Annotated in this window: 31 protein-coding genes; 18 read left to right on the top strand and 13 right to left on the bottom strand. The window is 64.1% G+C overall.

What is annotated here, in order from left to right; all coding sequences use genetic code 11:
• Positions 1-94 precede the first annotated feature (94 nt).
• Positions 95-400, top strand: a complete 306-nt coding sequence (locus KEC45_RS00900; RefSeq protein ID WP_062186859.1) for a hypothetical protein — start codon at positions 95-97, stop codon at positions 398-400.
• 5 nt (positions 401-405) lie between these two features.
• Here the strand turns inward: KEC45_RS00900 and KEC45_RS00895 are convergent, their stop codons facing one another.
• Positions 406-1,074 (bottom strand): S24 family peptidase, encoded by a 669-nt coding sequence (locus KEC45_RS00895; protein WP_062184997.1) that lies wholly within the window; start codon positions 1,072-1,074, stop codon positions 406-408.
• A 135-nt stretch (positions 1,075-1,209) separates the two neighbouring features.
• On the opposite strand from KEC45_RS00895, the gene KEC45_RS00890 reads away from it, so the two are divergent.
• Together KEC45_RS00890 and KEC45_RS00885 are read left to right on the top strand one after the other, a co-directional pair.
• Positions 1,210-1,473: a hypothetical protein gene (locus KEC45_RS00890; protein WP_062185000.1), complete on the top strand. Its 264-nt coding sequence runs from the start codon at positions 1,210-1,212 to the stop codon at positions 1,471-1,473.
• Positions 1,470-1,796, top strand: a complete 327-nt coding sequence (locus KEC45_RS00885; RefSeq protein ID WP_062185002.1) for a hypothetical protein — start codon at positions 1,470-1,472, stop codon at positions 1,794-1,796. The genes KEC45_RS00890 and KEC45_RS00885 overlap by 4 nt, the downstream gene beginning before the upstream one ends.
• Here KEC45_RS00885 and KEC45_RS00880 read toward each other — a convergent pair.
• Together KEC45_RS00880 and KEC45_RS00875 are read right to left on the bottom strand one after the other, a co-directional pair.
• Complete coding sequence (locus tag KEC45_RS00880; RefSeq protein ID WP_062185005.1) at positions 1,793-2,623, bottom strand: hypothetical protein; 831 nt, start codon at positions 2,621-2,623, stop codon at positions 1,793-1,795. The two genes, KEC45_RS00885 and KEC45_RS00880, sit on opposite strands and share 4 nt — an antisense overlap.
• A gap of 57 nt (positions 2,624-2,680) precedes the next feature.
• Positions 2,681-3,886 (bottom strand): TIGR04063 family PEP-CTERM/XrtA system glycosyltransferase, encoded by a 1,206-nt coding sequence (locus KEC45_RS00875; protein ID WP_252171311.1) that lies wholly within the window; start codon positions 3,884-3,886, stop codon positions 2,681-2,683.
• A gap of 66 nt (positions 3,887-3,952) precedes the next feature.
• On the opposite strand from KEC45_RS00875, the gene KEC45_RS00870 reads away from it, so the two are divergent.
• The 8 genes from KEC45_RS00870 (at position 3,953) to KEC45_RS00835 (ending at position 10,488) form a co-directional block, all read left to right on the top strand.
• Positions 3,953-4,117 (top strand): hypothetical protein, encoded by a 165-nt coding sequence (locus KEC45_RS00870; protein ID WP_252171310.1) that lies wholly within the window; start codon positions 3,953-3,955, stop codon positions 4,115-4,117.
• Positions 4,110-5,492, top strand: coding sequence for a putative O-glycosylation ligase, exosortase A system-associated (locus KEC45_RS00865; protein ID WP_062186861.1), 1,383 nt, complete (start codon positions 4,110-4,112; stop codon positions 5,490-5,492). The genes KEC45_RS00870 and KEC45_RS00865 overlap by 8 nt, the downstream gene beginning before the upstream one ends.
• 52 nt (positions 5,493-5,544) lie before the next feature.
• Positions 5,545-6,555, top strand: coding sequence for a DNA topoisomerase IB (locus tag KEC45_RS00860; RefSeq protein ID WP_062185010.1), 1,011 nt, complete (start codon positions 5,545-5,547; stop codon positions 6,553-6,555).
• Between the two features lie 21 nt (positions 6,556-6,576).
• Positions 6,577-7,782 carry a mechanosensitive ion channel family protein gene (locus KEC45_RS00855; RefSeq protein ID WP_062185013.1) on the top strand — a complete coding sequence of 402 codons (1,206 nt, stop codon included), beginning with the start codon at positions 6,577-6,579 and terminating at the stop codon, positions 7,780-7,782.
• Between the two features lie 93 nt (positions 7,783-7,875).
• Entirely contained in the window at positions 7,876-8,334 is a 459-nt protein-coding gene (locus KEC45_RS00850) for a MaoC family dehydratase (RefSeq protein WP_062186864.1), read from the top strand.
• 65 nt (positions 8,335-8,399) lie between these two features.
• Positions 8,400-9,581 (top strand): acetyl-CoA C-acyltransferase, encoded by a 1,182-nt coding sequence (locus KEC45_RS00845; RefSeq protein WP_252171309.1) that lies wholly within the window; start codon positions 8,400-8,402, stop codon positions 9,579-9,581.
• A 16-nt stretch (positions 9,582-9,597) separates the two neighbouring features.
• Positions 9,598-10,182 (top strand): carboxymuconolactone decarboxylase family protein, encoded by a 585-nt coding sequence (locus tag KEC45_RS00840; protein WP_062185019.1) that lies wholly within the window; start codon positions 9,598-9,600, stop codon positions 10,180-10,182.
• A 15-nt stretch (positions 10,183-10,197) separates the two neighbouring features.
• Positions 10,198-10,488, top strand: coding sequence for a putative quinol monooxygenase (locus KEC45_RS00835; protein ID WP_062185022.1), 291 nt, complete (start codon positions 10,198-10,200; stop codon positions 10,486-10,488).
• 474 nt (positions 10,489-10,962) lie between these two features.
• Here the strand turns inward: KEC45_RS00835 and KEC45_RS00830 are convergent, their stop codons facing one another.
• Positions 10,963-11,442 (bottom strand): hypothetical protein, encoded by a 480-nt coding sequence (locus KEC45_RS00830; RefSeq protein WP_062185025.1) that lies wholly within the window; start codon positions 11,440-11,442, stop codon positions 10,963-10,965.
• A 63-nt stretch (positions 11,443-11,505) separates the two neighbouring features.
• Complete coding sequence (soxR, locus tag KEC45_RS00825) at positions 11,506-11,976, bottom strand: redox-sensitive transcriptional activator SoxR (RefSeq protein WP_062185028.1); 471 nt, start codon at positions 11,974-11,976, stop codon at positions 11,506-11,508.
• A 205-nt stretch (positions 11,977-12,181) separates the two neighbouring features.
• Between soxR and KEC45_RS00820 the strand changes: the two genes are divergently transcribed.
• Together KEC45_RS00820 and KEC45_RS00815 are read left to right on the top strand one after the other, a co-directional pair.
• A complete protein-coding gene (locus KEC45_RS00820) occupies positions 12,182-12,577 on the top strand; it encodes a VOC family protein (RefSeq protein WP_062185031.1) in 396 nt (131 codons plus the stop codon).
• A 64-nt stretch (positions 12,578-12,641) separates the two neighbouring features.
• The gene (locus tag KEC45_RS00815) at positions 12,642-13,106 is read left to right on the top strand and encodes a pyridoxamine 5'-phosphate oxidase family protein (RefSeq protein WP_062186867.1); all 465 of its coding nucleotides are present in this window, start codon (positions 12,642-12,644) and stop codon (positions 13,104-13,106) included.
• Here the strand turns inward: KEC45_RS00815 and KEC45_RS00810 are convergent.
• Positions 13,103-14,086 (bottom strand): dipeptide epimerase, encoded by a 984-nt coding sequence (locus KEC45_RS00810; protein WP_062185033.1) that lies wholly within the window; start codon positions 14,084-14,086, stop codon positions 13,103-13,105. The two genes, KEC45_RS00815 and KEC45_RS00810, sit on opposite strands and share 4 nt — an antisense overlap.
• A 24-nt stretch (positions 14,087-14,110) precedes the next feature.
• Here KEC45_RS00810 and KEC45_RS00805 point away from each other — a divergent pair, with 24 nt between their 5' ends.
• A complete protein-coding gene (locus KEC45_RS00805) occupies positions 14,111-14,506 on the top strand; it encodes a YkvA family protein (protein ID WP_083436060.1) in 396 nt (131 codons plus the stop codon).
• A gap of 604 nt (positions 14,507-15,110) precedes the next feature.
• On the opposite strand, the gene KEC45_RS00800 is transcribed toward KEC45_RS00805, so the two are convergent.
• From KEC45_RS00800 to KEC45_RS00790, 3 genes are all read right to left on the bottom strand, one after another.
• A complete protein-coding gene (locus KEC45_RS00800) occupies positions 15,111-15,419 on the bottom strand; it encodes a hypothetical protein (protein WP_062185036.1) in 309 nt (102 codons plus the stop codon).
• Positions 15,409-15,828, bottom strand: coding sequence for a TetR/AcrR family transcriptional regulator (locus tag KEC45_RS00795; RefSeq protein ID WP_152682472.1), 420 nt, complete (start codon positions 15,826-15,828; stop codon positions 15,409-15,411). Before KEC45_RS00795 ends, KEC45_RS00800 begins: the two co-directional genes overlap by 11 nt.
• Positions 15,829-15,914: 86 nt before the next feature.
• Positions 15,915-16,718: an SDR family oxidoreductase gene (locus tag KEC45_RS00790; RefSeq protein ID WP_062185041.1), complete on the bottom strand. Its 804-nt coding sequence runs from the start codon at positions 16,716-16,718 to the stop codon at positions 15,915-15,917.
• 72 nt (positions 16,719-16,790) lie between these two features.
• Here KEC45_RS00790 and KEC45_RS00785 point away from each other — a divergent pair, with 72 nt between their 5' ends.
• A complete protein-coding gene (locus KEC45_RS00785) occupies positions 16,791-17,228 on the top strand; it encodes a helix-turn-helix domain-containing protein (RefSeq protein WP_062185044.1) in 438 nt (145 codons plus the stop codon).
• 40 nt (positions 17,229-17,268) lie between these two features.
• On the opposite strand, the gene KEC45_RS00780 is transcribed toward KEC45_RS00785, so the two are convergent.
• Entirely contained in the window at positions 17,269-17,751 is a 483-nt protein-coding gene (locus KEC45_RS00780; RefSeq protein ID WP_062185047.1) for an SRPBCC family protein, read from the bottom strand.
• A gap of 47 nt (positions 17,752-17,798) precedes the next feature.
• Here KEC45_RS00780 and KEC45_RS00775 point away from each other — a divergent pair, with 47 nt between their 5' ends.
• Entirely contained in the window at positions 17,799-18,125 is a 327-nt protein-coding gene (locus KEC45_RS00775; RefSeq protein WP_062186870.1) for a helix-turn-helix transcriptional regulator, read from the top strand.
• A gap of 637 nt (positions 18,126-18,762) precedes the next feature.
• Here KEC45_RS00775 and KEC45_RS00770 read toward each other — a convergent pair.
• The 3 genes from KEC45_RS00770 to KEC45_RS00760 form a co-directional block, all read right to left on the bottom strand.
• A complete protein-coding gene (locus KEC45_RS00770) occupies positions 18,763-20,577 on the bottom strand; it encodes a M2 family metallopeptidase (RefSeq protein ID WP_062185049.1) in 1,815 nt (604 codons plus the stop codon).
• A 75-nt stretch (positions 20,578-20,652) separates the two neighbouring features.
• Complete coding sequence (locus KEC45_RS00765) at positions 20,653-21,405, bottom strand: alpha/beta fold hydrolase (protein ID WP_062185052.1); 753 nt, start codon at positions 21,403-21,405, stop codon at positions 20,653-20,655.
• A 44-nt stretch (positions 21,406-21,449) separates the two neighbouring features.
• Positions 21,450-22,097, bottom strand: coding sequence for a 2-hydroxychromene-2-carboxylate isomerase (locus KEC45_RS00760; RefSeq protein WP_062186872.1), 648 nt, complete (start codon positions 22,095-22,097; stop codon positions 21,450-21,452).
• Between the two features lie 132 nt (positions 22,098-22,229).
• Here KEC45_RS00760 and KEC45_RS00755 point away from each other — a divergent pair, with 132 nt between their 5' ends.
• Both KEC45_RS00755 and KEC45_RS00750 read left to right on the top strand, forming a co-directional pair.
• Positions 22,230-22,676 (top strand): MarR family winged helix-turn-helix transcriptional regulator, encoded by a 447-nt coding sequence (locus KEC45_RS00755; RefSeq protein ID WP_062185055.1) that lies wholly within the window; start codon positions 22,230-22,232, stop codon positions 22,674-22,676.
• On the top strand, positions 22,676-23,776 hold the full coding sequence (locus tag KEC45_RS00750) for an HlyD family secretion protein (RefSeq protein WP_252171308.1): 1,101 nt from the start codon (positions 22,676-22,678) through the stop codon (positions 23,774-23,776). The genes KEC45_RS00755 and KEC45_RS00750 overlap by 1 nt, the downstream gene beginning before the upstream one ends.
• Positions 23,777-23,884 lie beyond the last annotated feature (108 nt).

Raw genomic sequence — 23,884 nt, 5'->3', positions numbered from 1 at the left:
TGACACATGGCCGAAGTGTCACGTCACCCCGTCGCAATATCCTGTTCAGATCGAGAGGATTATGCGATTGCGCGGCGTCGGTGAGGAGAATGAAATGCGCGCTATCATCATTGCGGTCATGGCCGCGCCATTGCTCACCGGTTGCGTCAGCGCGGTGAAGACCGTGGTCACGGCTCCGGTCAAAGCCGTCGGCCAGGTCGCCGACTGGTCGACCACCAGCCAGGACGAAGCGGACCGCAACCGCGGGCGCGAAATGCGCAAACGCGAGGAGCAGATGGGCAAGCTGTCGCGCCAGCGCGACAAGGCGGCCGAAAAATGCCGTGACGGCAACGAAGACCAATGCCAGCGCGCCGAAGTGCTCGAGCATGAGATCGAAGCCTTGATGGCGGCCCCGCGCTAAGCCGCTTATCGCACCCGCCGGCCCGTCCATACGACACGGCCGACCAACTGCACCGACGCCATCGGCAGGTCATCCCAGCTGCGATAATGCGGATTGTCGCTGATCACCGAGATGCGCCCCTGGCCCGGCGAGCGCGCGACGCGCTTCACCATCAGCACATCGTCCATGCGCAGCACATAGATGCCGTCGCGTAGTCGCGCCGCAGCGTCGCCGCCGTCGACCAATATGTCGTCGCCATCGTTCAGTGTCGGCGCCATCGAATCGCCCTCGACGCGAATGATGCTGAGCGCGCGCGGATCGGCGCCCAGCTCGCGCAGCCATTTGGGGTCGAACGCGACCTCACCTTCCACCGGCTCGCCATCGACGCTCGCCCCAGCGCCTGCCGACGCACCGATCGCAAGCTTCGGCACCAATATCATGCCGGGACCCCGACCCCTCGCCGCGGTGGCGACGCGCTGCACCGGGCCGCCAAGCAGCGCTTCGGAAACGCCAAGATAGGCCGCGATGCGCGCCCGGTCCTGTTCGGCAAGCCGCCGCGGCGAGCCGCGTTTTATATATTGCTGGATATAGGCAGGATTGCGCCCGATCACCTGCGACAGGCGCGCATAGTCGATCCCCTTGTCGGTCAAGAGACGGTCGAGCGCGGCGCGCGGATCCTGAACATAGTCGGCCATGGGTCGCTTGGGGCTGGTCCTTCCTATTTCGTTCCTAGCAAGAGGATTTTTCCTAGACAAGCAGGAAATGCGGCATCAAATAGGAAATATCCTATCGGGTGAGTCGCCCGGTTTTGAGCCAATCGGGAGGAAATGATGGAGCGCAGCCTGTTGCAACGGATCGACGCCTTTCTGAAAGAATCGGCGATGCCGCCGAGCGTGTTCGGCCGCGCCGCGGTTCGCGATCCACGCCTTGTCGCCGACCTCCGGAGCGGGCGCGAACCGGGGCGCGAATTGATATGCCGTGTGGAACATTTCATGAACAAATGGCGCGCGGACTGCCGAGCGGGCCAGGTCGCGCCGTGCGGCGACCGCCGGACGCGTGCCGGGCGCCGGCTAGAGGCGGGAGTAGCAGCATGATGCGCTGGTCCCCCGCACGGCCGCCGCGCCCCGGCTGTCCGCACCGGCGGTTGCGCCGCCTGCTCATGCGCGAATTACAGGAAGGGATTACACCCGGCGCCTCGACCTTTCGCCCGTGGGCGAGCGCGAGCTTCGTCGGCGCACGTCACATATTCCCCTGCACGCTGACGACGGGCGATGCGGAGATGGTGCGCCGTGCACTGCACGACCGGCTCGGCGCGATCGAATGGTCGCTGCCGGGGCATATTGTCGCCGATGTCGTGGTCGAGTGCGAAGCGAATCCGGATATGCTGCGGATCGAAATCCTGACGGTCGAGGATTAGCCTACCGACTGGCGCGTCATGCGTTGAAGCGTGCTGAGCGCAGCCTCGAGCGCGAAATCGACCTCGAGCTCCTGCTCTTCGGCGTTCGCGGCTTCGGGGACCGGGATGGCCGCCGTCGAAGGAGGCGTAGCCTGCCGACGCCGGGTCAACCCCGCCTCGAAGCGCGCGACCATCGCGCCGAGCGATTTGTCGGCGGGATCTGGCATCGGCGGCGGCGACGTCATCTCGGCGGGTTGCAGCCAGGGCGCCTCGCCCTCGAATTCCTCTTCGGGTGCAAGATCGGCGAGCACCAGTTCGTCCTCGGCTTCGGCCGCTTCCTTGCCGGGCCAGGGGTCGAATTCGGCAGCTTCATAGGCGCCGGGCGATCGCACCGGCCCCAGCCCGCCCGCGGGCAGGTCGCGGCCCGCACGGATCGGCGGGCGCGGTGGGTCGTCGGGATGTACGTCGACGCGGCGGCGCGTCAGAACGGGCTCGTCGTCATCCGCCACCGTCGACGCGCGGCGGAAAGGATTGCGCAGCGCGGACAGCCCTGCCGCTTCGGGCTTTGCGATCACAAGTGCGACAAGGCCCGCGATGACCGCGGCAAATGCCGACATGCCGAACGCGAGCGCAAGCCGTCCGCCATTGCCGATAGGCTGGACGAACAGGTCGGAGAGGCGGTCGAGATAAAGGTTCCAGCTAATCGCCGAAACCCAGGAAAAGGGCATGACCGCAGCGAACAGAAAGGTCAGCGCCGCAGCGCCGATCACCGCCGGAATCGCGGGCTGAAGCGCGCGCAGCAGCGCGATCGCCGTCGTCTTGGCCCGGTTCTCGCTCGTCTCTTCCATATCGTTTCAAATCCATCGGCCCCGGCGGGCCATCCGCTTCACTTACAGGCGCCGCACTCAGGCGTCGCGCAACAATCGCTGGTAAACTGGCTCGTAACGTAAAATGTTTGATGACCAGTTACGATGACTTTCGACAAAAATACGCGCCGTGCGTCGCCGGTCCGGCCACATTGTCCGATTTTCCAGCAGCTTGGCGAGCGCGTCGGCGATCGCGGCAGGGTCGTCGGGCGCGAACAGCGTCCCCGTCGCGCCATCCTCGATCAGTTCGCGGTGCCCGCCGACATCGGACGCTGCCACCAGCTTGCCCTGCGCCATCGCCTCGAGCGGCTTCAACGGCGTTACCAGGTCGGTCAGCCGCATCTTCTTGCGCGGATAAGCAAGGATATCGATCAGCGAATAATAACGCTCGACCTCCTGGTGCGGCACGCGGCCGACGAAATATATATGTTCGGCGGCCGGCGATGCTGCTGCCTGCGCCTTCAGCGCTGCCTCCATCGGGCCGCCGCCGACAAGGAGCAGGCGCGCCGTCGGCTGCGCAGCGACGAGTGCGGGCATCGCGGCGATCAGATCGTCAATGCCCTCATAGTCGTAAAAGCTGCCGATATAGCCGATGATCGCGTCGTCGACGGAAAGACCCAGCGCGTCGGCAAGCGCATCGTCGCGTGGCGGCGGATCGCCGAACAGCTCAAGGTCGACGCCATTTGGGGAGACGGTGATCTTGTCCGCGTCGATCCCGCGCGCGATCAAGTCGCCGCGCAGCCCTTCGCAGATCACCGCCACCGCATCGGCCGATTTCACCGCATGCGTTTCAAGCTGTTTGGTCAGCCAGTAACGCAAGCTACCCTCGCGCCCCGTACCGTTGCCGACTGACGCATCCTCCCAAAAGGCGCGAATTTCATAGATGACCGGAATGCCCAGCTTCTTGCCGACGCGCAGCGCCGCGAGCCCGTCGAGCACCGGCGAATGCGCATGGAGTACATCGGGCTTCCATATTTTCGCCAACGCCTCGACGCGCTTCGCCAGCGCGCCGATCTCGCGCCATTCGCGGATCGGCGGCGGCGCGGACGCGATCGGCGGGGTGCGATAGAAAGTCAGCCCGTCGACGGTTTCGCCATCAGCGCCGGGTTCAGGGTGGCGCACGCCGGTCACGCCCGCGACCTCCCATCCCTTCGCCACCTGCGCCTTCATCAGGGCGCGCGTGCGAAAGGTGTAGCCGCTATGCGCGGGCAGGCTATGGTCGAGAACGTGCAAAATTCGGGTCATCGAGCAGGTCTTTCGCAGACAAGGCTTAACGCGGCGTCAACCCAGATAGCGTAGGCAACACCTTATATGGTCGACAATTTTTCCATTGCCCTGACTCACGTCCTGATGGCGATTGCGCTCTGGCGCCTGCTCTATCGCGACGATCTCGATCGCGAGGTGAGCCCGCGACAGCTATGGCAACAGCGCCGCGACGCCGAACGCGCCGAACCGGATGTCCGCGCCGATGCGTGACATCGCGTTCGTCGCCTTTCTGTTTGCCTTCATCGGGATCGGCTTTCGCAAGCCGTTCCTGTTCATACTCTGCTTTTGCTACATCGACATCGTCGCGCCGCAGCGTTTGAGCTATTTCCTGATCAACTCGATCCCCGTCTCGCTGATCGTCTTCGGACTTGCGATCGTGGGCTGGCTGGTAGCCGATGACAAGCGCGATACACGGTGGTCGGGCCGGCAAATCCTTCTGCTGATCCTGATGTTCTATTGCTGGATGACGACGATCAACGCCGACTTTCCGGTCGAGGCCGCGGACAAATGGAGCTGGGTGTGGAAGGCGCTGGTCTGGGCGATTTTCTTGCCCCTCACGCTGCGCACCAAATTGCGTATCGAGGCGCTGATCGTCATCATGCTCCTGTCGGCGGGCGCGATCGCGATCGCGGGCGGGATCAAGACGGCGGGCGGCGGCGGCGGATATGGCTCGCTGCAACTGCTGCTCGCTGAAAATTACGGCCTTTACGAAGGGTCGATCATGTCGGCGGTCGGCATATCGATCATCCCGCTGATCCTCTGGTATCGCCGCCACGGCACCATCTTCCCGCCCGACTGGCGCGTGTCGCTCTTCTGCTTCGCGCTCGTCTTTGCCTGTGCGCTGCTGCCCGTCGGGACACAGGCGCGCACCGGGCTCGTCTGCCTTGTCGTGCTTGCGATCCTGTCGCTGCGCGCGGTCAAGCATCGGCTCCTCTATATGGCGGGGGCTGCGCTGCTCGCGCTCGCGGTCGTGCCCTTTCTGCCGCAAAGCTTCACCCAGCGGATGGAAACGATCCAGGGCTATAAATCGGACCAATCCGCCTCGACGCGCGTCGCGGTGTGGGCGTGGACCTGGGAATATGTGAAGGACAATCCGTTCGGCGGCGGCTTCAACGCCTATTTGCAAAACTCGCTGCGCGTCGAAACGACGGGCGGCGCCTATGATCCGAACCAGCCGATGGCGGCCGAGGCGACCGTGCACGATGAAAAGTCGCGCGCCTTCCATTCCAGCTATTTCGAGATGCTGGGCGAACAGGGCTATCCCGGTTTGGCGCTGTGGCTGATCCTGCACGTCACCGGACTCTTCCGGATGGAGCAGCTGCGACGGCGTTACCTCAAGACACGGCGCGCCGAGGAGCAGTGGATCGCACCGCTCGCGACCGCGCTTCAGCATGGTCACATCACCTATATGATCGGATCGCTGTTCGTCAGCATCGCCTTCCAGCCGTTCATCTACATGATGCTCGCGCTCGAAATGGGGCTGTCGACCTATTGCCGCCGCCGCGAACAGGAGGCGGGATGGCGCCCGCTGACCGATCGCCCGGCGCAGGTACCCGCGCGGCATATGATGCCGAACGCCGGCTGACCCTGAAACCGTTCGGCCGGAACCAACCGGGCCTCCGGGGCGCTAATGCCCCATGCCCGCCCCGCGCCTGATCCATGTCGACGACAGCCTGCCCGGCATCAGCCGCACGCGCTCGGGCGTCGGTTGGCTTTATCGCGACGCCAAGGGAAAGGTCATCCGCGACCGCGACGAGATCGACCGCCTCAACGCGATCGCGCTGCCGCCGGCCTATGAGGATGCGTGGTTCTGCCCCGCCCCCAACGGCCATATCCTCGCGACCGGATACGACGCACGCGGGCGCAAGCAATATCGCTATCATCCCGAATTTCGCATCGCGCGTGAGGCCGACAAATATGACCGCTGCGCCGCCTTCGGCCATGCGCTGCCGTTGCTGCGCGCGCGCCTCGAAGACGATCTGAATCGCCGGACGCTATGTTCCGAACGCGTCGTCGCGGCGGTGGTGCGGTTGCTGGACCTTGCCGCGCTGCGCGTCGGGAACGAACAATATGTCGCGGCGAACAAAAGCTTCGGCGCAACGACGCTGCGCCAGCGCCATGCCAAACTCTCGGGCAAGACGCTCCGCCTCAAATATATCGCCAAAGGCGGCGCCAAGCGTGAGGTGACGATCAGCGACCGCAGCCTGACGACGCTCGTCCGCCGGCTTCAGGACCTGCCCGGTCAGAATCTCTTCCAATATGACGATGGCGACGGCGTCTGCGCCGTCGCCTCCGAAGATGTGAACGCCTATATTCGCGAAGCGATGGGCGACGAATTCAGCGCCAAGCATTTCCGCACATGGACCGCGAGCGTCGAGGCCTTCGCCTTCCTCTACGACGCGCCCCAGCCGCCGACGTTGAAAGCGATGCTCGAACATGTCGCCGATCGCCTCGGCAACACACCCGCCATCGCGCGCAAGGCCTATGTCCACCCCGCGATGCTTGCTGCGGCGCAGGCGCGTGAGGACTTTGCCGCTGCGGTCGGCAAGCTCCCGCGCGCGGCCCGCTATCTTTCGCGTTACGAACGCGGATTTTTGACCTATCTGGAGCAGGCACCCGCGGCCGCGGTGCTGCTTCAATCCGCCTGATCCGACCCAAGAGGACCTGACGTGACCTTCTCCCTGTTCGCCGCCGCGACCAATGCTGCCCCGAAAGCCGCGCCCGCAAAGGCCGCCCCAACCAACCCGCTCGACGACCTCCAGCGCTATTGGGATCTCAGCGTCGCGTGGGTGAACAGCCACTGGCTACAGATCGGCATCGCGATCGGCGCCGGGCTGCTCATCTATTTCATCTTGTCGATGGTCCGCACCTTCGCGCTAAAGCACGCGCAATCGGCCGAAGGCGAGCTGACGCTGACCCACATCGCCGGCCGCGTGATCCACAAGACCAAGTCGACCGTGCTCGCGATCATCGCGATCCGCATGGTCGCGGGCTATGCGCAGCCGCCCGCGGTGATCATGCAGATCATCCAGTTCGCCTTTACCGTCGCGGTCGTGCTGCAGGTCGCGATCTGGGCGCGCGAGATCGTCCTCGGGCTGATCCAGCGCCGCGCCGCGGAGGGTAATAACGAGACGCTCAGCAATGCGATGGGCATCATCCGCCTGCTGATCAGCGTCGCGCTGTTCGCGATCGCGACGATCGTCATCCTCGACAATATGGGGGTGAATGTCACCGGCCTGATCGCCGGTCTCGGCATCGGCGGCATCGCGATCGGCCTCGCGGCGCAGGGCATTTTCTCGGATCTCTTTGCCTCGCTGTCGATCATCTTCGACCGCCCGTTCCGGGTCGGCGAAACGATCAAATATGACATGAGCACCGCGACGGTCGAGCGTATCGGGCTGAAGAGCACGCGCCTCCGCTCGCTCAACGGCGAGTTGCTGGTCATCTCGAACACCAATCTCCTGAGCAAGGAGATCACCAATTTCGCGCATCTCCATCGCCGCCGGATCACCTTCAAGATCGGCGTCATCTATCAGACGACGCCCGAGATGCTGCGCGACCTGCCGGCCTTGCTCGAGGAACAGGTCGTCGCGGGCGGCCAGGAGTTCATCCGCTCCAGCTTCCTGAGCTTCGGCCCGTCGAGCCTCGATTTTGAGCTGCTTTTCGACGTGTTCAGCGACCAGTTCGACGAAGTCGCCGCGGCGCGGACCGATATCGCCATCCGCCTGTTCGACGCGATGACGCGCGCGGGATACAGCTTTGCCTATCCGACGCAGACCAGCTTTACCGCGGCGCCCGACGGGACCATGATCATGCCCTATCCCGAGTCTCCAAAGCCCAGGGCGGCGGCGGCAAAGGCAGCAAAGCCCGGCTGACGCTACGGCGCCGCGGCTGCGGGGCTTGGCCCTTGTGCAACGCGTCAAGAGAGGCCTAGAACGCGCCCCGAACCAGCTATTGAGGGGATGAATATGGCCACCATCACGCCGCAGGAACTGCAAACCAAAGTCGGCGAGCATCTCGGCACGTCGGACTGGGTGCTCGTCGATCAGGAGATGATCAACAAGTTTGCCGACGCGACCGGCGACCATCAGTTCATCCATATCGACGACGAAAAGGCGAAGCTGACGCCCTTTGGCGGCACGATCGCGCATGGCTTCCTCACCCTGTCGCTGATGCCGATGCTCGGCGCGAGCACCGACGGCCCCAAGGTCGGCGGCGTGAAGATGGGCGTCAACTACGGCTGCAACAAGGTCCGCTTCCTGTCGCCTGTCCGCTCGGGCAAGCGCGTGCGCAGCCATGTGAAACTGCTAGAGCTGGAAGAAAAGCGCCCCGGCCAGTGGCAACAGACCAACGAAGTGACGGTCGAGATTGAGGGCGAGGAAAAGCCCGCCCTGATCGCCGAATGGATCAGCCAGTTCTTCGTCTAAAGCATAGCTTTGCCAGCGGACCTCCCCCGTTAAGATAACCGGAACCAACGAAAAGGACTCCAAACATGCGTGACGCAGTTATCGTCTCCACCGCCCGCACCCCGCTGACCAAGGCGGCACGCGGTTCGTTCAACAACACGCTTGCACCGACGCTGGGCGCCCATGCGGTCCGCGCCGCGGTCGAGCGCGCCGGCATCGAGGGCGGCGAGATCGACGACGTGCTGTTCGGCGCCGCGATGCAGCAGGGCTCGCAGACGATGAACGTCGCGCGCCTGATCGCGCTGCGCGCCGGCCTGCCCGTCACCGTCCCCGGCATGTCGATCGACCGCCAATGCTCGTCGGGCTTGATGACGATCGCCACCGCCGCAAAGCAGATCATCGTCGACCGTCAGGATATCGCGGTCGCCGGCGGCATCGAATCGATCTCGAAGGTCAGCGGCAGCGGCAAGGTGTTCATCGAAACCGACGCCGAGCTGATCGCGATGCACAAGGACACCTATATGCCGATGATCGGCACGGCAGAGGTCGTCGCCAAGCGCTACAACATCAGCCGCGAATATCAGGACGAATATTCGTTCCAGTCGCAGCAGCGCACGGCCGCGGCACAGGCTGCGGGCAAATATGACGACGAGATCGTCGCCTGCAATGCGACCATGGCGGTCGTCGACAAGGAAACGAAGGAAGTCAGCTTCAAGGACGTCGTCGCCAACAAGGACGAGTGCAACCGTCCCGACACGACGCTCGAAGGGCTGCTCAGCCTGAAGCCCGTGATGGGCGAAGGCTTCTCGATCACTGCGGGCAACGCCAGCCAGCTCGCCGACGGCGCATCGGCCGCGGTGCTGATGGAAGCCAAGGTTGCCGAGAAGAAGGGCCTCCAGCCGCTCGGCCGTTATGTCGGCATGGCGGTCGCGGGCACCGAGCCCGACGAAATGGGCATCGGCCCCGTCTTCGCGATCCCGAAGCTGCTCGAACGCTTCGACCTCAAGATGGACGACATCGGCCTCTGGGAACTCAACGAAGCCTTTGCCGTGCAGGTCCTCTATTGCCGCGATCAGCTCGGCATTCCGAACGAGCTGCTCAACGTCAACGGCGGCTCGATCTCGATCGGCCACCCCTTCGGCATGACCGGCGCGCGCTGCGTTGGCCACGCACTGATCGAGGGCAAGCGCCGCGGCGTGAAATACGCCGTTGTGACGATGTGCATCGGCGGCGGCCAGGGCGCAGCAGGCCTGTTCGAGGTCTTCTGATTTGCGGCCCCTTTAAGTGAGACTCCGCCAACCGCGTATCGAGCCGGTCGATTTGGACCGGCTCGATGCCGATCAGCGCACCGCGCTCGAACCCTTCCTTGCCTCCGAAGGCGGCAAGGTCGGGGGCGGCAAGATCCTGAACATCTTCCGCACCCTTGCCCATGCGCCCAAGGCGCTGACCGCCTTTCTCGGCTGGGGCAATTACATCCTGTCAAAACGCAACGCGCTTTCGCCGCGCGACCGCGAACTCGTCATCCTGCGCACCGGCTATAATTGCCGATCGGGCTATGAGTGGACGCAGCACAAGCGCATCGGGCTCGACTGCGGGCTCACCGAAGACGAGATCGCGCGCATCAAGGCCGGGCCCGACGCCGACGGCTGGAACGACCTCGACCGCGCGATGCTCCGCGCCACCGACGATCTGACCGGCAATCATTTCGTCACCGACGCAAGCTGGGCGGCGCTGGCGCCGCTCGGCGACAAGGGCCGCATGGATCTGGTGATGACCGTCGGCCAATACACGCAAGTATCGATGATTTTGAACAGCTTCGGCATTCAGGTCGAGGACGGCTGGACCGTCGACCCCGACCTCAAGGCCTGAATTCAGGAGAGAGACATGAGTGGTATCGGTGTGATCGCAACGCTGCGCGTCCAGCCCGGCAAGGAAGCCGAATTCGAGGGCGTGTTCGCCGAACTCGCCCCTGCGGTGCGCGCGAACGAGCCCGGCAACAGCTATTACAAGCTGTTCCGCACCGCCGAAACCGGTGTGTACAAGGTGCTCGAATGCTATGACGACGACGCGGCGGTCGAGGCGCACCGCGCATCGGACCATTTCCGCACCCTCGGCGCCAAACTCGGCCCCTGCCTCGCCGGCGCACCGGAGATTGAAAAGCTGCCCGCCGTTTGATCAGCTGCCGCTAACGACCGGTTGCGGACAGACTCTATCATCGTCACCCCGGACTTGATCCGGGGTCCCGCTTGATGTCGAAGTCAGTGGGTGCGTCAAAAAAAGCGGGATCCCGGGTCAAGCCCGGGATGACGAGAGTGAAGAAACGACCGATTGCAGCGCTCTGGCTTCTCGGCCCGTTCGCATCGAGCGAAGTCGAGATGCCCCTCGGGCTGGGCGTTTCGTCGATGGGTGTCTCGACTTCGCTCGACACGAACGGAGAAAGGGCGGAGCTCAAAGCGACCGGTTGCAGACCTCCCCATCATCGTCACCCTCGAACGCGACACGTGGCTCGTTCGACTTGACCCGGGGTCCCGCGTGAAGTCGAAGGCCGGTCGATGCGCGTAAAAGCGGGATCCCGGGTCAAGACCGGGATGACGGACGTCGGTGATGGAACGACAACCCCCACCCCAAACCCGCCTCCGGCAATCGCCCTCAGCGCACCCGATTGAAATGGTTCGTCCGCATCGCGGGCACGCCTTCCTGCGTGAAATAGACCACCGTCTCGGTCATCGTCTTGCCGTCGGCTGACACGGTATAGGTCCGCATCGATCCGGGATTACCGCGCAGCGCGAGCGCGGTCACCATCACGCCGGGTTCGGGCAGCCGCGTTGCTGCCATGTCGGCCTCCAAATTGCCCTCGACCGGCGTCGCCGTGCCGTCGGGGACATAGGTCGAGATCGCCTGGACCTTCTTTCCGTCGGGCAACACGACCTCGACATTCGTCCGCCACTTGCCGCCGCCGACATCGTCATAGCTGATGGTAACGCTTTTCGGCCGCGCCTCGGGCGGCATCGTCAGGCGCGACGTGTCGACGGCCCAACTGCCAATCAGTGGGGATGCGGCAGGCGCCGCAAAGCTTGGCGTAGCATTTGTCGCGGCAACGGCGAGCAAGGCGGCATAAAGCGCTTTCATTCAACCTCTCCAGACAGTTAGCATAAAAGTGATACTACATATCATGCCCCGGCCGGGCAAGCGTCACCCGACCTCGGCAATCTCCCCCGACCGGTCGCCCAGCACATAGCGCGGCCCGGCCCCGCGCTGCGCCGCCTTGTCGTCGCGGTTGTACAGCCCGCATTTCTTCAGCGACAGGCATCCGCAGCCGATGCAATTGCCCAGCAGTTCGCGCGTCCGTTGGAGCGCCGCGATCTGCGCGTCGATCCGCGCCTTCAGCCCGGTGCTGATCCGCGTCCAGTCGGCCCCATTGGGCGTTCGCCCCGCCGGAAGCTGCGCCAGCTCGGCGGCAATCTCCTCAAGGCTCAGCCCCAATTGCTGCGCGATCAGGATGAAGGACACACGGCGGATATCGGCGCGCAGGAACCGCCGCTGCCCGCCGCCGGTGCGCAGCGCCTCGATCAGCCCCTTTGCCTCATAAAAGCGGATCGCCGAAACCGCGACGCCGGTACGCGATGCGAGTTCGCCGATCGCGATCAGGTCTGTTCTGTGCATGCCCTTCCTCCGTCAATGCAAGGAGCGAAGCGACACGGCAATCCAGGTCATGCGAGAGCCGCTCTGGATTGGTTGACCTGCGGTCGCCCGCGGCCCGCTTCGCTCGCAATGACGGCCCAAATCGATCGGCGCGCCATTTATCCTTGATCTAAACCTGACTTGAGCTTTCATAAGCCGGGCGTCAACGCGAATCAGGAGAATATTGGTGGCGCACCCCTTCATCGAACATGTAAATCTGACGGTCAGCGACCCCGACCGCACTGCGGGGATCCTCTCGGCGATCTTCGGCTGGCACGAACGCTGGCGCGGCCCCGCGCGCGACGGCGGGCGCACGATCCACCTTGGCAGCGACGCCGCCTATGTCGCGCTCTACACCGGCCCCGACGGCCAACACGCCGATGTGCAATATCCAAAGGGCGCACCGCTCAACCATGTCGGGGTGCAAGTCGACGATCTCGATACGATCGAGATGCGCGTGAAGGCGGTCGGGCTGACGCCGTTCAACCACGGCGATTACGAACCTGGCCGCCGCTTCTATTTCTTCGACCCCGACGGCATCGAATATGAGGTCGTCAGCTATGCGGAGCCGCGGATGCGCTGAACCGGGCAACAACCATGCATTTGCCGCGTTGATCGATCGTCGGGGGGCACGAAGGAGCCTTTCGATGAGCGACGATATCAAAAAGCAGTTCTGGAAGGCGCTGGCCGACAGCCCTTATGTCATGGTCGGCGCCACCGGCGAGCGCGAGCATCATATCCCTATGAACGCGCAACTCGACAAGGACGCCAACAGCGCCTTCTGGTTCTTCACCGCGACCGACAACCGGCTCGCCGGCGGCGGCCCCGCGATGGCGCAGTTCGCCGCCAAGGGCCATGACCTCTTCGCCTGCATTTCGGGAACGCTCGTTCGCGAAAGTAACCGCGCGGTCCTCGACAAGCTGTGGAACAACAGCATCGCGGCCTGGTATGAAGGCGGCAAGGACGACCCCAAGCTCGTCCTGCTGCGCTTCGACCTCGACAATGCCGAAATCTGGACCGCCGACCCAAGCATCAAGGGTTTGTTCAAACTCGCGACGGGTATGACGATGAAGGAAGGCGAACTCGGCCAGCATGCGGAAGTGGCGCTTTAGATACCAATCCGCCCCTCGCGATATTCGAACCCGCCCTCGCGGTCCCGCTCCAGCAGCGCGGGGCCGTCGAGGTCGACCCAGCGCGCGCGCTGCGCCAGCACGAACGCCGGCGCGATCGCGAGGCTGGTCGACAACATGCAGCCGACCATGATCGACAGCCCCGCCGCGTCGGCCGCGTCGGCGATTTTCAGTGCCTCGGTCAGCCCGCCCGCCTTGTCGAGCTTGATGTTCACCCCGTCGTAAAAGGGCCCGATCCGCGCGATGTCGGCGGCGGTCTGGCAGCTTTCGTCGGCAACGAAGGGCAGCGGCGCATAGACTGGATCGAGCAAGGCATCGGCGCCGACGGGGACCGGCTGCTCGATCATCTCGACCCCCATGTCGGCGAGCGCCTCGGTCTCGCTCAATATATCGATCTCGCCCCAGCTTTCGTTCGCGTCGACGATCAGCCGCGCCTCGGGCGCCCCCTTTCGCACGCCCGCGACGCGAAGCCGGTCGCCCTCGCCGGTCAGCTTGATCTTCAGCAGTCGATAACCGTCGGCGGCGGCCGTTGCCGCCTGTTCGGCCATTGCCCCTGGCGTGCCGAGCGAGATCGTATAGGCGGTGACGCGCGACGTCGGCGCGCCGTCGCACCCCGCGACCTGCCACAGCCTGAGGCCGCGCTGCCGCGCCTCAAGGTCCCATAGCGCGCAATCGAGCGCGTTGCGCGCGGCGCCCGGCGCCATCAGTTCCTGCACCGCCGCGCGCGCCTCGGCCGCGCCCATGTCGGCGATATGCGGCGCCACGCGCAATATCTGGTCGCGGCACGCCGCGGCATCCTCTCCCAGATAATAGATCGGCGTCCCCTCGCCGCGCCCATAGGCGCCATCGCCCTCGACTTCGGCGACGACGACATCGACATGGGTCTTGGATCCGCGGCTGATCACGAACGCCCCCGCGACGGGCCAGCGTTCAACGCGTGCGCTTTTCAGTTGGATAGCCATGCGGGGACAGTAATGAGGGAAGCGATGACCGGCAAATCCCTTTCCGAACGCATCGGCGATCTTGGCCACCGCCTCGCGGTCGAGGCGCATGCCGCCTGGCTCGCCGCCCGCGACCCGCGCGTGCCGATGCTCGCGCGCATCCTAGCGGTCGCGGTCGCGGCCTATGCGCTATCGCCGATCGACCTCATTCCCGATTTCATTCCCGTGCTCGGCTGGCTCGACGACCTCGTCATCGTGCCGCTCGGCCTGCTCGCCGTCCGCCGGCTGATCCCCGCCCCGTTATGGGCCGAACTCCACGCGTCTGCCGAGGCCGCCAGCGAGCGGCCGTCGAGCCGGACCGGCATGGCGTTCATCCTGCTGCTCTGGGCGGGGCTGCTCTATATCGTATATTGGAGCGTGCGAACCTCGCCCTGGCATTGAGGACAAGGCCTTCCGCCTGATCGGTGTCCGCTTTGGCGTGGCGAGCTGTCGCTGCCCTCGTTGGACATCGCCCGGCTGGATCCGGATCGGGTCGGCGCAAGGGCCGCGCAATATTCCAAAGTTCAGGAAAGTTCAGCCCTATGAGCGCGCCGATTTGCAAGTCGCGGCGTGCTGGATGTGCGCGGCACGTCCGATCATGGTCGGACCCGCAAGCCGGGCAGCGACCACCTTTTTGTTCACCGAATGAAAGAGCCGGATGAAGGCTGGCACGGCCGAATAATGTAGGAAAGACCTAATTGAAGGCGATGTTTGTTTTGTATTGGGGAGCGGACACCCCGTCCCCTACTTCCGTCATCCCGGGCTTGACCCGGGATCCCGCTTTTTGACGCACTCACTGGCTTCGGCCTCAAGCAGGACCCCGGATCAAGTCCGGGGTGACGAGGATGGCAGGGTCCGCAATCGGTCGTTAGCCGACGGTTCCTACTCCAGCTTCGTCATTCCCGCGAAAGCGGGAATCCAGCGAGCCGGCGTTGTCGCTGGGTTCCCGCTTTCGCGGGAACGACGAAAAGTGGCGATGGCAACTCCCGGCCGAAACCGGCCATAGCTACCCCTCCAACCCCAACAACCCCACACAATCATCCCACAGCTTCGCGCACGCCGCATCGTCGCGCGCCAGCGCCGACGGCTCGATCCGCACCAGCGCCGGATTGCGCACCGACCAGTAATCGCCATGCGCCTCGGCATAGGCGGGGTCCGCCGCCAGCGCCGCAAGATATTTGCCCGACAGTGCAATCGTGCTTTTCCGGTCGCTTTTCATCGTCAGCGGCAGGATCAGGCTGACCAGCGAAGACACAATCTTCCCGCTCGACCGCGCCAGCCCGGTCCACGGAACATAGCCGGGGTCAAAGCTCATCGCGGCGAGATCGGGGCGCCGACGCGCCAGCGCGCGCGCCGAGCGCCAGCCGGACGCGGAAAAGGTCGCGGTTGGCGTCGAGCGTCGCCGCGGCGAAAGCGGCATAGGCATCGAACAGGTCGGCCCTCGGGGTCGTTTCGATCAACGCGTCGATCTCGGCCAAATAGCGCGCGGTTGCGCTCTCGATTGCCGCCTCGATCAAGGCATCCTTGCTGGCGAAATGATAATGGAGCAGGCCGGGATTGACCCCCGCCTCGGCCGCGATCGATTTGACATTGGTGTCGGCAAGCCCGTTGCGCGCGACCGCGCGGAACGCCGCGTCGATCAGCTTCTCACGCGTGCTTTGTCCGGGACTGTCCTTCTTCGTTGCCATGGCAGCGCGATAGGGCATGGGGGCGGACTTGGGCAAGGGGACGGCCCCATCTGGCAACCACTATCATTCGTCACCCGGGGATGTGAGAGGGCGGCCTTCTCTCGTCAGCCGCCCCTTTTCCCTCAAACCGCTTCGCTCACCCGATAACGCGGCGCCAGATCACGCTTCGACAGGTTCGGCCCCATGGCAAGCCGCGCCGCATAATAATCCTTCCACTGCCCTTCGTCGGCGAGCGGGGGTATCGTTACCTCCTCACCCCGATCGAGTCCGAGCAACGCAGCATCGACAAGGTCGCCCGCGCTCATCACCATCTCGGCGGGGAAGGCATCGACATCCTTGCCCGAACGCTCCCAAATTTCGGTGCGCGTCGCACCGGGGAGCACCGCCTGGACATGGAAGCCCTTTTCGCGGCCGGTGGTTGCGAGCGCGTGGCTGAGGTTGAGCAGAAATGCCTTCGACCCGCTGTACACGCCTTCGAATGTTTCGGGGGCCAGCGCGAGCACCGAGGCGATGTTGACGATCGCGCCTTTGCCGCGCACGCCAAACGCCTTGCCCGCCGCGATCGCAAGCCGCGCTGCGGCCGTGACGTTGAGCGCGATGATCGTCTCGATCTCGGCGGCGCTATTTTCCAGCGTGCCGCCATTCAGCGACATGCCTGCATTGTTCACGAACAGCGTGATCGCCGCATCGTCGATCAGGCGCTGCTCAATCCGCGTCACATCGTCGCTCTTGGTCAGATCCGCGGCGATCACATCGACTTGGACGCCGGTTTCGGCACGCAGCTTCGCAGCCAGTTCTTCCATCTGCGCTCCGTTGCGCGCGACGAGGATCAGGTCGTGCCCGCGCTTTGCCAGGCGGTCGGCATAAACGGCGCCAAGGCCGGTCGAGGCGCCCGTGATCAGGGCCGTTCCAGTGGGGATAGTCATCTTCAGTCTCCTTTGCAGGCGGCCCTGAGTGGGTCACTTGCAAAATGATAGTGACTGCTCCATATGACTTCAATGAGTACGGACGAAAATAATTTGGGTACCTGCCCCGTCGACCGCGGGCTGATGCGCGTCGGCGACCGCTGGAGCATGTTGGTGCTGCGCGATATCGAGCGGGGACTGACGCGCTACGAACAGCTCCGCTCCAGCCTCGGCATCGCGCCAAACATCTTGTCGCGGCGTCTGTCGGCGCTGACCGAAGCGGGACTGATCGAGAAAAAGCGCTACAGCCAGCGCCCGCCGCGCGACGAATATCTGCTCACCGACGCGGGGCGCGACTTTCTACCGATCCTGATGGCGATCGGCGCATGGGGCCGCAAATATAATGGCGCCGGCGCGCTCAGCCGCCATCTCGACGTCGAAACGGGCAAGGCGGTGCGGCCGGTCGTCGTCGACGCCAACACCGGCGCCCCGATCGGCTCGCGCCCGCTGCGGATGGAATATCCTGACTAGAAATCCTCCCTATCGCCGCACGACAGACGGGATCGGCTCGCTATTTATACATGCCCTCGCGTAGATTGATGCCGTGCTCGATCCACGCCTTCAGCGCGCACAGCATCTGCGACCAGCCCTGGCAATTGCCGTAGGAGGCGCTTAGCGCGCCCTGATTTTCGCGCCAGCCTTCCTCGGCGATCTCGACCAATGTACGGCCGTCGTCGAGTTCCTTGAAGCTCATCGTCACGCGTGTGCGATAATCGGCGTCCTTCAACTCGCCGCCCTCGACATTCGGCGCCTCGCCCTCGTTCGCCTGCCATTCGAGGACAATCTTCTCGTCATCGACGACCTCGATCACATAGACGGGAAATGCGCCCGGGAAATCGTGGAAATCCCATTCCACCGTCGCGCCCGTCTCCAGCCGCCCCTTGGCGCCGCCGGTCGTGAAATAGTTCGACAGCTTCGCGGGGTCGGCAACCGCCTCGAACACCTCGTGCACCGGCTTCGCAATCCGCGCCGCAACCCTGAACTTCAACTCCATCGACAATCTCCGCTTGATTCTTCATCATTATGTTATATATTTATAACATGTCAATCCACGAAGAATATGATCGCGTTTTCAAGGCCTTGTCCTCGCATGTCCGCCGCCAGATACTCGACGATCTCAAAGATCAGCCGCTCACCACCGGCACGCTGTGCAGCAACTTCGCCAACATCGACCGCTGCACCGTTATGCAACATCTGAAGGTTCTGGAGGATGCCGGCCTCGTCATCGCCGAACGCCGCGGTCGCGAGCGCTGGAACCACCTCAACGCGATGCCGATCCAGGACATCCACGACCGCTGGATCGGCCCGCACGCCGCCGCCGCGAGCGCGCGGCTCGCCCGCTTCAAACAGTCGATCGAGGCGCAATGAGTTCGACGATGGCAGATTTCGACCGGAAGCGGACACTCCACCCAATCTAAACCGTTCGCATCGAGCGCAGTCGAGATGCCCATCGGGCTGGGCGTTTCGTCGATGGATGTCTCGACTTCGCTCGACACGAACGGAGAAAGGGCGGAGCTCAAAGCGACCGGTTGCAGACCAATCCTTTTCGTCACCCCGGACTTGATCCGGGGTCCCGCTTGAGGTCGAAGCCATTGGGCGCGCAAAAAAAGCGGGATCCCGGGTCAAGCCCGGGATGACGGGAGTGGGGGACGGGATGTCCGCTCCCCACCCCAAAACAAACATCGCCTTCAAATTAGGTCTTTCCTACATTATCCGGCTGTGCCAGCCCTCATCTGGCTCTTTCATTCAGTGAACAAAAAGCGGTCGCTGCCTGCTTGCGGGTGCGACTATGATCGGACGTGCCGCGCACATCCAGCACTCCGCGACTTGCAAATCGGGGCGCTCATAGGGCTGAACTTTACTGAACTTTGTAATATCTAGCCGGGCGATGTCCAAAGAGGGCAACGTCAGCTCACCACCCCAATGCGGGCATTCTCAACAGCCGTCCAAAAACAAAGGGCCGGAGATCACTCCCCGGCCCTTCTGCTGTCTGCCCAAGGGCGGCTCACCAGCCTTGCGGCTTGCCCTTGTTCTGGGCGTCGAGCCATTTCTTCAACGGCGCGAAATAGTCGGCCATCGCCTTGCCCGACATCTCCCGGCTGCCGGTGAACGCCTGCAGCGCATCGGGCCAGGGCTTCGACGCACCCATTTCGAGCATCGCATTCAGCTTCGCGCCGACATCCTTGTTGCCATAGAAGGAACAGCGGTGGAGCGGCCCCTTCCACCCGGCCTGCTTGCACGCCGCCTGATAGAATTGGAACTGCAGCACGCGTGCGAGGAAATAGCGCGTGTAGGGCGTGTTGCCCGGGATATGGAATTTAGCACCCGCATCGAACGCATTCGCAGGCCGCTCACCCGGCGGGACGATGCCCTGATATTGGGTGCGCAGCTCGGTCCACTTCTTGTTGTAGTCGGCGGGCTGGATCGAACCGTCGAAAACGCCCCAGCGCCAGCGGTCGACGAGCAGGCCGAAGGGCAGGAACGCGACCTTGTCCATCGCCTGACGCAGCAGCAAGCCGACGTCCTTGTCGGCGCTCGGCACCTTCGCCTTGTCGAGCAGGCCGATGTCGACCAGATATTGCGGAGTAATCGACAGCGCGACGAAATCGCCGATCGCCTCATGGAAGCCGTCGTTCGCGCCGTTGAGATAGAGGAACGGCTGCTTGTTGTACGCACGCTGATAATAATTGTGCCCGAGTTCGTGATGGATCGTGATGAAGTCGTCGGCATTCACCTTGATGCACATCTTGATGCGGATATCGTCCTTGTTATCGACGTCCCATGCCGAGGCGTGGCACACGACTTCGCGATCCGCGGGTTTCAGGAACTGGCTGCGCTTCCAGAAAGTTTCGGGCAATGGCGCCATGCCGAGCGACGAGTAGAAATTCTCGCCCGCCTTGACCATGTCCAGCGGACCCTTGCCCTGTGCGGTGAGCAGGTCGCCGATATCATAACCGAGGTCGCCCGTCCCCGCGGGCGCGACGAGCGGGTAGATATTGCCCCATTCCTGCGCCCACATATTGCCGAGCAGGTCGGCGCGGATCGGGCCCGTCTTGGGCTGTACCGCGTCGCCATATTTCTCGTTCAGTTTCCAGCGGACATAGGTGTGGAGCGCCACGTAAAGCGGCTTCATGTCACTCCAGATCTGCTCGGTGACCTTCGCGAACTCTTCGGGCGGCATGTCGTAACCCGAACGCCACATCGCGCCGGTGTCGGCGAAACCCAATTCCTTGGCGCCGGCGTTCGCGATGCCGACCATCTTGGCGTAATCGTCCTTCATCGGCGCGCCGACCTTGTCGTGCCAGCTCGTCCACATTTCGGCGAATTGCGCGGGCGTATTCTGCAGATTGCCCATCTCGGCCTCGATATCCGATCCCGAGATTTCCTTGCCGTTCAGCGTGCCGCGGCCCTTGCCATACTGCGACTGCAGGTCGGTCGCGATCGTGTTGAGCTCGGTCGCGGCGCCCGGCGTCGTCGGCGCGGGCAGCACGATGCCGGTGCGCAATATGTCGAGCTTGCGCTTCGTGTCGGCGCTGAGCCCCGCGACGTCCTTATATTTGGCGGCCTCGAGAGCATATTTGACCGATTTTTCGGTGCCCACCGCGTTGATCCGCGACGCCATCGCATCGGTATCTTCGGTCAGGTAGGTGCTGTTGACCCAGTTCACCTGGCTCGCCTCGACCGTATAGTCGAACAGGTCCTTTTCGACCGACGCGATAAAGGCCTCGGCATCGGCGGCCGTCGGCGCAGTCTGGGCAAAAGCGGGGGTCGCCACCGCGAGCGACAGGGCAAGCGACAGCGTTGAAATCATGGCTTTCATGGGGTGCGTCCTCTGGAATGTTATCGCAGCGCTCTACGGCGCATCGGAACAGCTAGGCGCTTGCCGCGAGTCCGGTCAAGCCGCGAGAAAGGCCGCGATAGCTTCGCCCAGCTCGGGCTGCGTCACGCTCGACATATGCGTCCCCGGAATCGTCGCCAGCCGCGCCTCGGGCAGCGCTGCGACCAGTTCCTCGGCCGAACCATTATCCTGATCCTGCTCGCCGCACACGACGAGCGTCGGCATCGTCAACGCCGCCAGCATTTCGGGGGTCGTGTCGGTAAAGCTGTCGAGCAGGTGCCCCGCCGCGATGCGGTCGACCTTCATCGTCTTCATGAACTGGATCGACAGCCAAGTGTCGTCGCCGCGCTTCGCGGTTTCATATTCGGCGATCACGCGTTTGAAGAAGCGCCCGCGCCGCTGCCAGCCGGCCAGCCCCGCCAGCCCCATGCCGCCAAGGATCAGCCGCCCTGGTCGCATCCCCGCGACCACCGCGCGCGCGCTGGTCCGCGCGCCGAGCGAAAAACCGCCGAGATCGAAATCGCCGAGGCCAAGATGCGCAACCAGATCCTGCAGGTCATGGACCAGCACGTCGGGCGGGTAATGTTCTTCCTCGTGCGGCGCATCGCTCGACCCGTGAATGCGCAGGTCAGGCATGATCACGCGGTACCCCTCGGCAGCGACGCGCGCCGCAGTGCCGAACTTGATCCAGTTGACCTCGGCATTCGAGAACAAGCCGTGAAGCAAGAAGAGCGGCCGCCCTTCCCCCATTTCGCGCCACGCCAGTTGCACGCCGTCGCGCGCGTCGAAATATTGCGGTTCGTTCGTCATGCGCCGCGCTATGCGCCCTTCACGCCCCGTTCGGCAAGCGCCGATCAGCGCGGGCGCAGCCCCTTTTGCTCCATCCGCCACTTCGCCATTTCAATGCGGTCCTGGCCGAAGAAGGGTTCGCCATCGAACACCAATGTCGGCACGCCCCAATGGCCAGCGATTTCGAGCGCGACTTGATTCGCCGCAATCTCGTTGTCGAGTAACTCGGCGTCGCTCACGGCTTCGGCGTCAAGTTCGGCGAGGTCGAGACCGGCGCGCTTCGCCGCCCCCGCCAGATGGTCGCCGAGATGCCAATCCTGCGCCCCGCCCCAGATGAGCTGCGCAGCCTCATGCGCAAAGGCAAGGCTCTTGCCGCGCCGCGACGCCGCCTGCCCCAGCCGCGTCAGGCGATAAATATAGGGCTGCTCGGCCGCGATCGCGCGGGTCGTCATATCCTGCACGATCGGGTCGGGGCGCGGCGGGCCAAAAGGAATGCCATGAAACTGCGCAACGCGGATCATGTCGCGCACCGTATAGCTCAGCCAGTTGGGATGGTTGCGTTCGAAGAAGTCGGGCTGACGGATCGCGAGCGGATAGACGGGGCGCAGATTGATCGTCACGTCATGGCTCGCCGCAAGGGCGCGATATCGGCCGATAGCGAGGTAGCTGTACGGCGAACGAAAGGACCAAAAGAGGTCGGCGGTCAATGTCATGACGTCATCCTGCCGCATGGATTTGCGGGCGGCAAGGGGGAGAGGGCGGGCGATTGGTCCGATGCGGAAGTTAGCGAAAGTGCCGCGCAGCGTGCATTGAATTTAGTAGCAATTGCTATTATGTCGTATGACATGAGTGAGACGATCGGATTCCTTTTGAACGACAGCGCACGCCTGTTCCGGCGTTCGTTCAACGCGCGCACGAAGGACAGCGGGATCACTGCGCTGCAATGGCGGCTGATCACCTATCTCAAGCGCCATGAAGGGATTCGCCAGGGTCCGCTCGCCGAACTGATCGAGGTCGAACCGATCACGCTGTCGCGCATGGTCGACCGGCTGGTCGAGGCCGAATTGGTCGAACGCCGCGCCGACCCCGCCGATCGCCGTGCCTGGCAGTTGTACCTGACGCCGCGCGCGGGCGAGCTTCTGAGCGGGATGCGCCCCATTGCAGACGCGCTGACCGCCGAGGCGATCGAAGGATTGAGCGCCGCCGAAGTCGAGCAGCTCACCAGCCTCGTCGAGCGTGTCCGCGCCAATTTATCCCGCCGCATCTGCCAAAAAGAAAAAGAGACCGCCTGATGGACCAGCTCTCCCCATCCCGCCCAAAAGCCGAAAACGCTGCCCCGCCCAAAGCGGCGCCGAAGGCCGATCCTTTGCCGAGCCCGGCACTCGAAACCGAGGCCGCGCCGAAGGCAAGCTGGCGCACGCGCATCCTGATGTTCGGCCTGCCCCTGGCGCTGATCGCGGGCGGCGCCGGCTGGTGGCTGACGAGCGGCGGGTCGGTGTCGACCGACAATGCCTATGTCCAGATGGACAAGGTCTCGGTCGCCGCCGAAGTGGGGGGGCGGATTACCGAGGTCGCGGTGCGCGACGGCCAGCAAGTCGCCGCAGGCCAGCTTCTGTTCCGCATCGACGGCGAGCCATATGCACTGACCGTCGCGCAAGCGACTGCGGCGATCGACGCCGCCGAGGTCGAGGTCGGCAATCTTTCGGCGAGCGCGAACACATCGAACGTCGACATCGCCGCGGCGCGCGAGGACGTCAAATTCGCACAGGTGACCTTCGACCGCCAGGCAGCGCTGATGGAAAAGGGCTTCACGACCAAGGCCGCCTATGATGCTTCGCGCCACGCGCTCAGCCAAGCGCGCGAGAGCGTCCGCCAAGCCGAGGCCGCCGCCACCGAAGCACGGACCAAGCTCGCCGCCGGCCCGTCGAGCGGGATCAACCCGCAGGTCGAGGCGGCGCGCGTCCAGCGATCGCAGGCGCAGGTGAACCTCGGCCGCACCACCGTTCGCGCACCGAGCGCCGGCCGTATCGCGCAGTCGGACCGGTTGCAGGTCGGCCAAATGATGGTCGCGGGGCTTCCCGCGGTGACGCTCGTCGACACCACGCATCCGTGGGTCGAGGCCAATTTCAAGGAAACCGATCTCGCCGACATGCGCGTCGGCCAGCGCGCCGAAATCAGCTTCGACGCCTATCCCGGCGTAAAGGTGCGCGGTCATGTGCTGACGATCGGCGCAGGCACGGGCAGCGAATTTTCGGTCCTGCCCGCGCAGAATGCGACCGGCAACTGGGTCAAGGTGACGCAGCGGGTGCCCGTCCGCATCGCCTTCGACGAAAAGCCCGCGCGCGACATGATCGCCGGGCTGTCGGCCGACGTGCGGGTGTTTACGAAGTAAGCGGGATGCTCCCTCTCCCCCTCCCTTCGTCATTCCTGCAAAAGCGGGAACCCAATTGCGACATTTGCTCGCTGGGTTCCCGCTTTCGCGGGAATGACGACATTTTTT

It is taken from the genome of Sphingopyxis sp. USTB-05 (assembly GCF_023822045.1).
In the GTDB taxonomy this organism is placed as follows: Bacteria; Pseudomonadota; Alphaproteobacteria; order Sphingomonadales; family Sphingomonadaceae; genus Sphingopyxis.
Note: the sequence above shows the minus strand (reverse complement) of the source record. Positions and strands in the feature narration are given on the sequence as shown.

Excerpts from the sequence above, each read along its gene's own strand:
- KEC45_RS00750 (WP_252171308.1), top strand. The coding sequence starts at position 22,676 with ATGGACCAGCTCTCCCCATCCCGCCCAAAAGCCGAAAACGCTGCCCCG.
- KEC45_RS00790 (WP_062185041.1), bottom strand. The coding sequence starts at position 16,718 with ATGACTATCCCCACTGGAACGGCCCTGATCACGGGCGCCTCGACCGGC.
- soxR (WP_062185028.1), bottom strand. The coding sequence starts at position 11,976 with ATGCACAGAACAGACCTGATCGCGATCGGCGAACTCGCATCGCGTACC.
- KEC45_RS00830 (WP_062185025.1), bottom strand. The coding sequence starts at position 11,442 with ATGAAAGCGCTTTATGCCGCCTTGCTCGCCGTTGCCGCGACAAATGCT.
- KEC45_RS00875 (WP_252171311.1), bottom strand. The coding sequence starts at position 3,886 with ATGACCCGAATTTTGCACGTTCTCGACCATAGCCTGCCCGCGCATAGC.
- KEC45_RS00890 (WP_062185000.1), top strand. The coding sequence starts at position 1,210 with ATGGAGCGCAGCCTGTTGCAACGGATCGACGCCTTTCTGAAAGAATCG.
- KEC45_RS00860 (WP_062185010.1), top strand. The coding sequence starts at position 5,545 with ATGCCCGCCCCGCGCCTGATCCATGTCGACGACAGCCTGCCCGGCATC.
- KEC45_RS00865 (WP_062186861.1), top strand. The coding sequence starts at position 4,110 with ATGCGTGACATCGCGTTCGTCGCCTTTCTGTTTGCCTTCATCGGGATC.
- KEC45_RS00805 (WP_083436060.1), top strand. The coding sequence starts at position 14,111 with ATGACCGGCAAATCCCTTTCCGAACGCATCGGCGATCTTGGCCACCGC.
- KEC45_RS00770 (WP_062185049.1), bottom strand. The coding sequence starts at position 20,577 with ATGAAAGCCATGATTTCAACGCTGTCGCTTGCCCTGTCGCTCGCGGTG.
- KEC45_RS00755 (WP_062185055.1), top strand. The coding sequence starts at position 22,230 with ATGAGTGAGACGATCGGATTCCTTTTGAACGACAGCGCACGCCTGTTC.
- KEC45_RS00780 (WP_062185047.1), bottom strand. The coding sequence starts at position 17,751 with ATGGAGTTGAAGTTCAGGGTTGCGGCGCGGATTGCGAAGCCGGTGCAC.
- KEC45_RS00810 (WP_062185033.1), bottom strand. The coding sequence starts at position 14,086 with ATGGCTATCCAACTGAAAAGCGCACGCGTTGAACGCTGGCCCGTCGCG.
- KEC45_RS00870 (WP_252171310.1), top strand. The coding sequence starts at position 3,953 with ATGGTCGACAATTTTTCCATTGCCCTGACTCACGTCCTGATGGCGATT.
- KEC45_RS00835 (WP_062185022.1), top strand. The coding sequence starts at position 10,198 with ATGAGTGGTATCGGTGTGATCGCAACGCTGCGCGTCCAGCCCGGCAAG.
- KEC45_RS00850 (WP_062186864.1), top strand. The coding sequence starts at position 7,876 with ATGGCCACCATCACGCCGCAGGAACTGCAAACCAAAGTCGGCGAGCAT.
- KEC45_RS00885 (WP_062185002.1), top strand. The coding sequence starts at position 1,470 with ATGATGCGCTGGTCCCCCGCACGGCCGCCGCGCCCCGGCTGTCCGCAC.
- KEC45_RS00815 (WP_062186867.1), top strand. The coding sequence starts at position 12,642 with ATGAGCGACGATATCAAAAAGCAGTTCTGGAAGGCGCTGGCCGACAGC.
- KEC45_RS00895 (WP_062184997.1), bottom strand. The coding sequence starts at position 1,074 with ATGGCCGACTATGTTCAGGATCCGCGCGCCGCGCTCGACCGTCTCTTG.
- KEC45_RS00900 (WP_062186859.1), top strand. The coding sequence starts at position 95 with ATGCGCGCTATCATCATTGCGGTCATGGCCGCGCCATTGCTCACCGGT.
- KEC45_RS00775 (WP_062186870.1), top strand. The coding sequence starts at position 17,799 with ATGTCAATCCACGAAGAATATGATCGCGTTTTCAAGGCCTTGTCCTCG.
- KEC45_RS00880 (WP_062185005.1), bottom strand. The coding sequence starts at position 2,623 with ATGGAAGAGACGAGCGAGAACCGGGCCAAGACGACGGCGATCGCGCTG.
- KEC45_RS00785 (WP_062185044.1), top strand. The coding sequence starts at position 16,791 with ATGAGTACGGACGAAAATAATTTGGGTACCTGCCCCGTCGACCGCGGG.
- KEC45_RS00845 (WP_252171309.1), top strand. The coding sequence starts at position 8,400 with ATGCGTGACGCAGTTATCGTCTCCACCGCCCGCACCCCGCTGACCAAG.
- KEC45_RS00760 (WP_062186872.1), bottom strand. The coding sequence starts at position 22,097 with ATGACATTGACCGCCGACCTCTTTTGGTCCTTTCGTTCGCCGTACAGC.
- KEC45_RS00800 (WP_062185036.1), bottom strand. The coding sequence starts at position 15,419 with ATGAGCTTTGACCCCGGCTATGTTCCGTGGACCGGGCTGGCGCGGTCG.
- KEC45_RS00765 (WP_062185052.1), bottom strand. The coding sequence starts at position 21,405 with ATGACGAACGAACCGCAATATTTCGACGCGCGCGACGGCGTGCAACTG.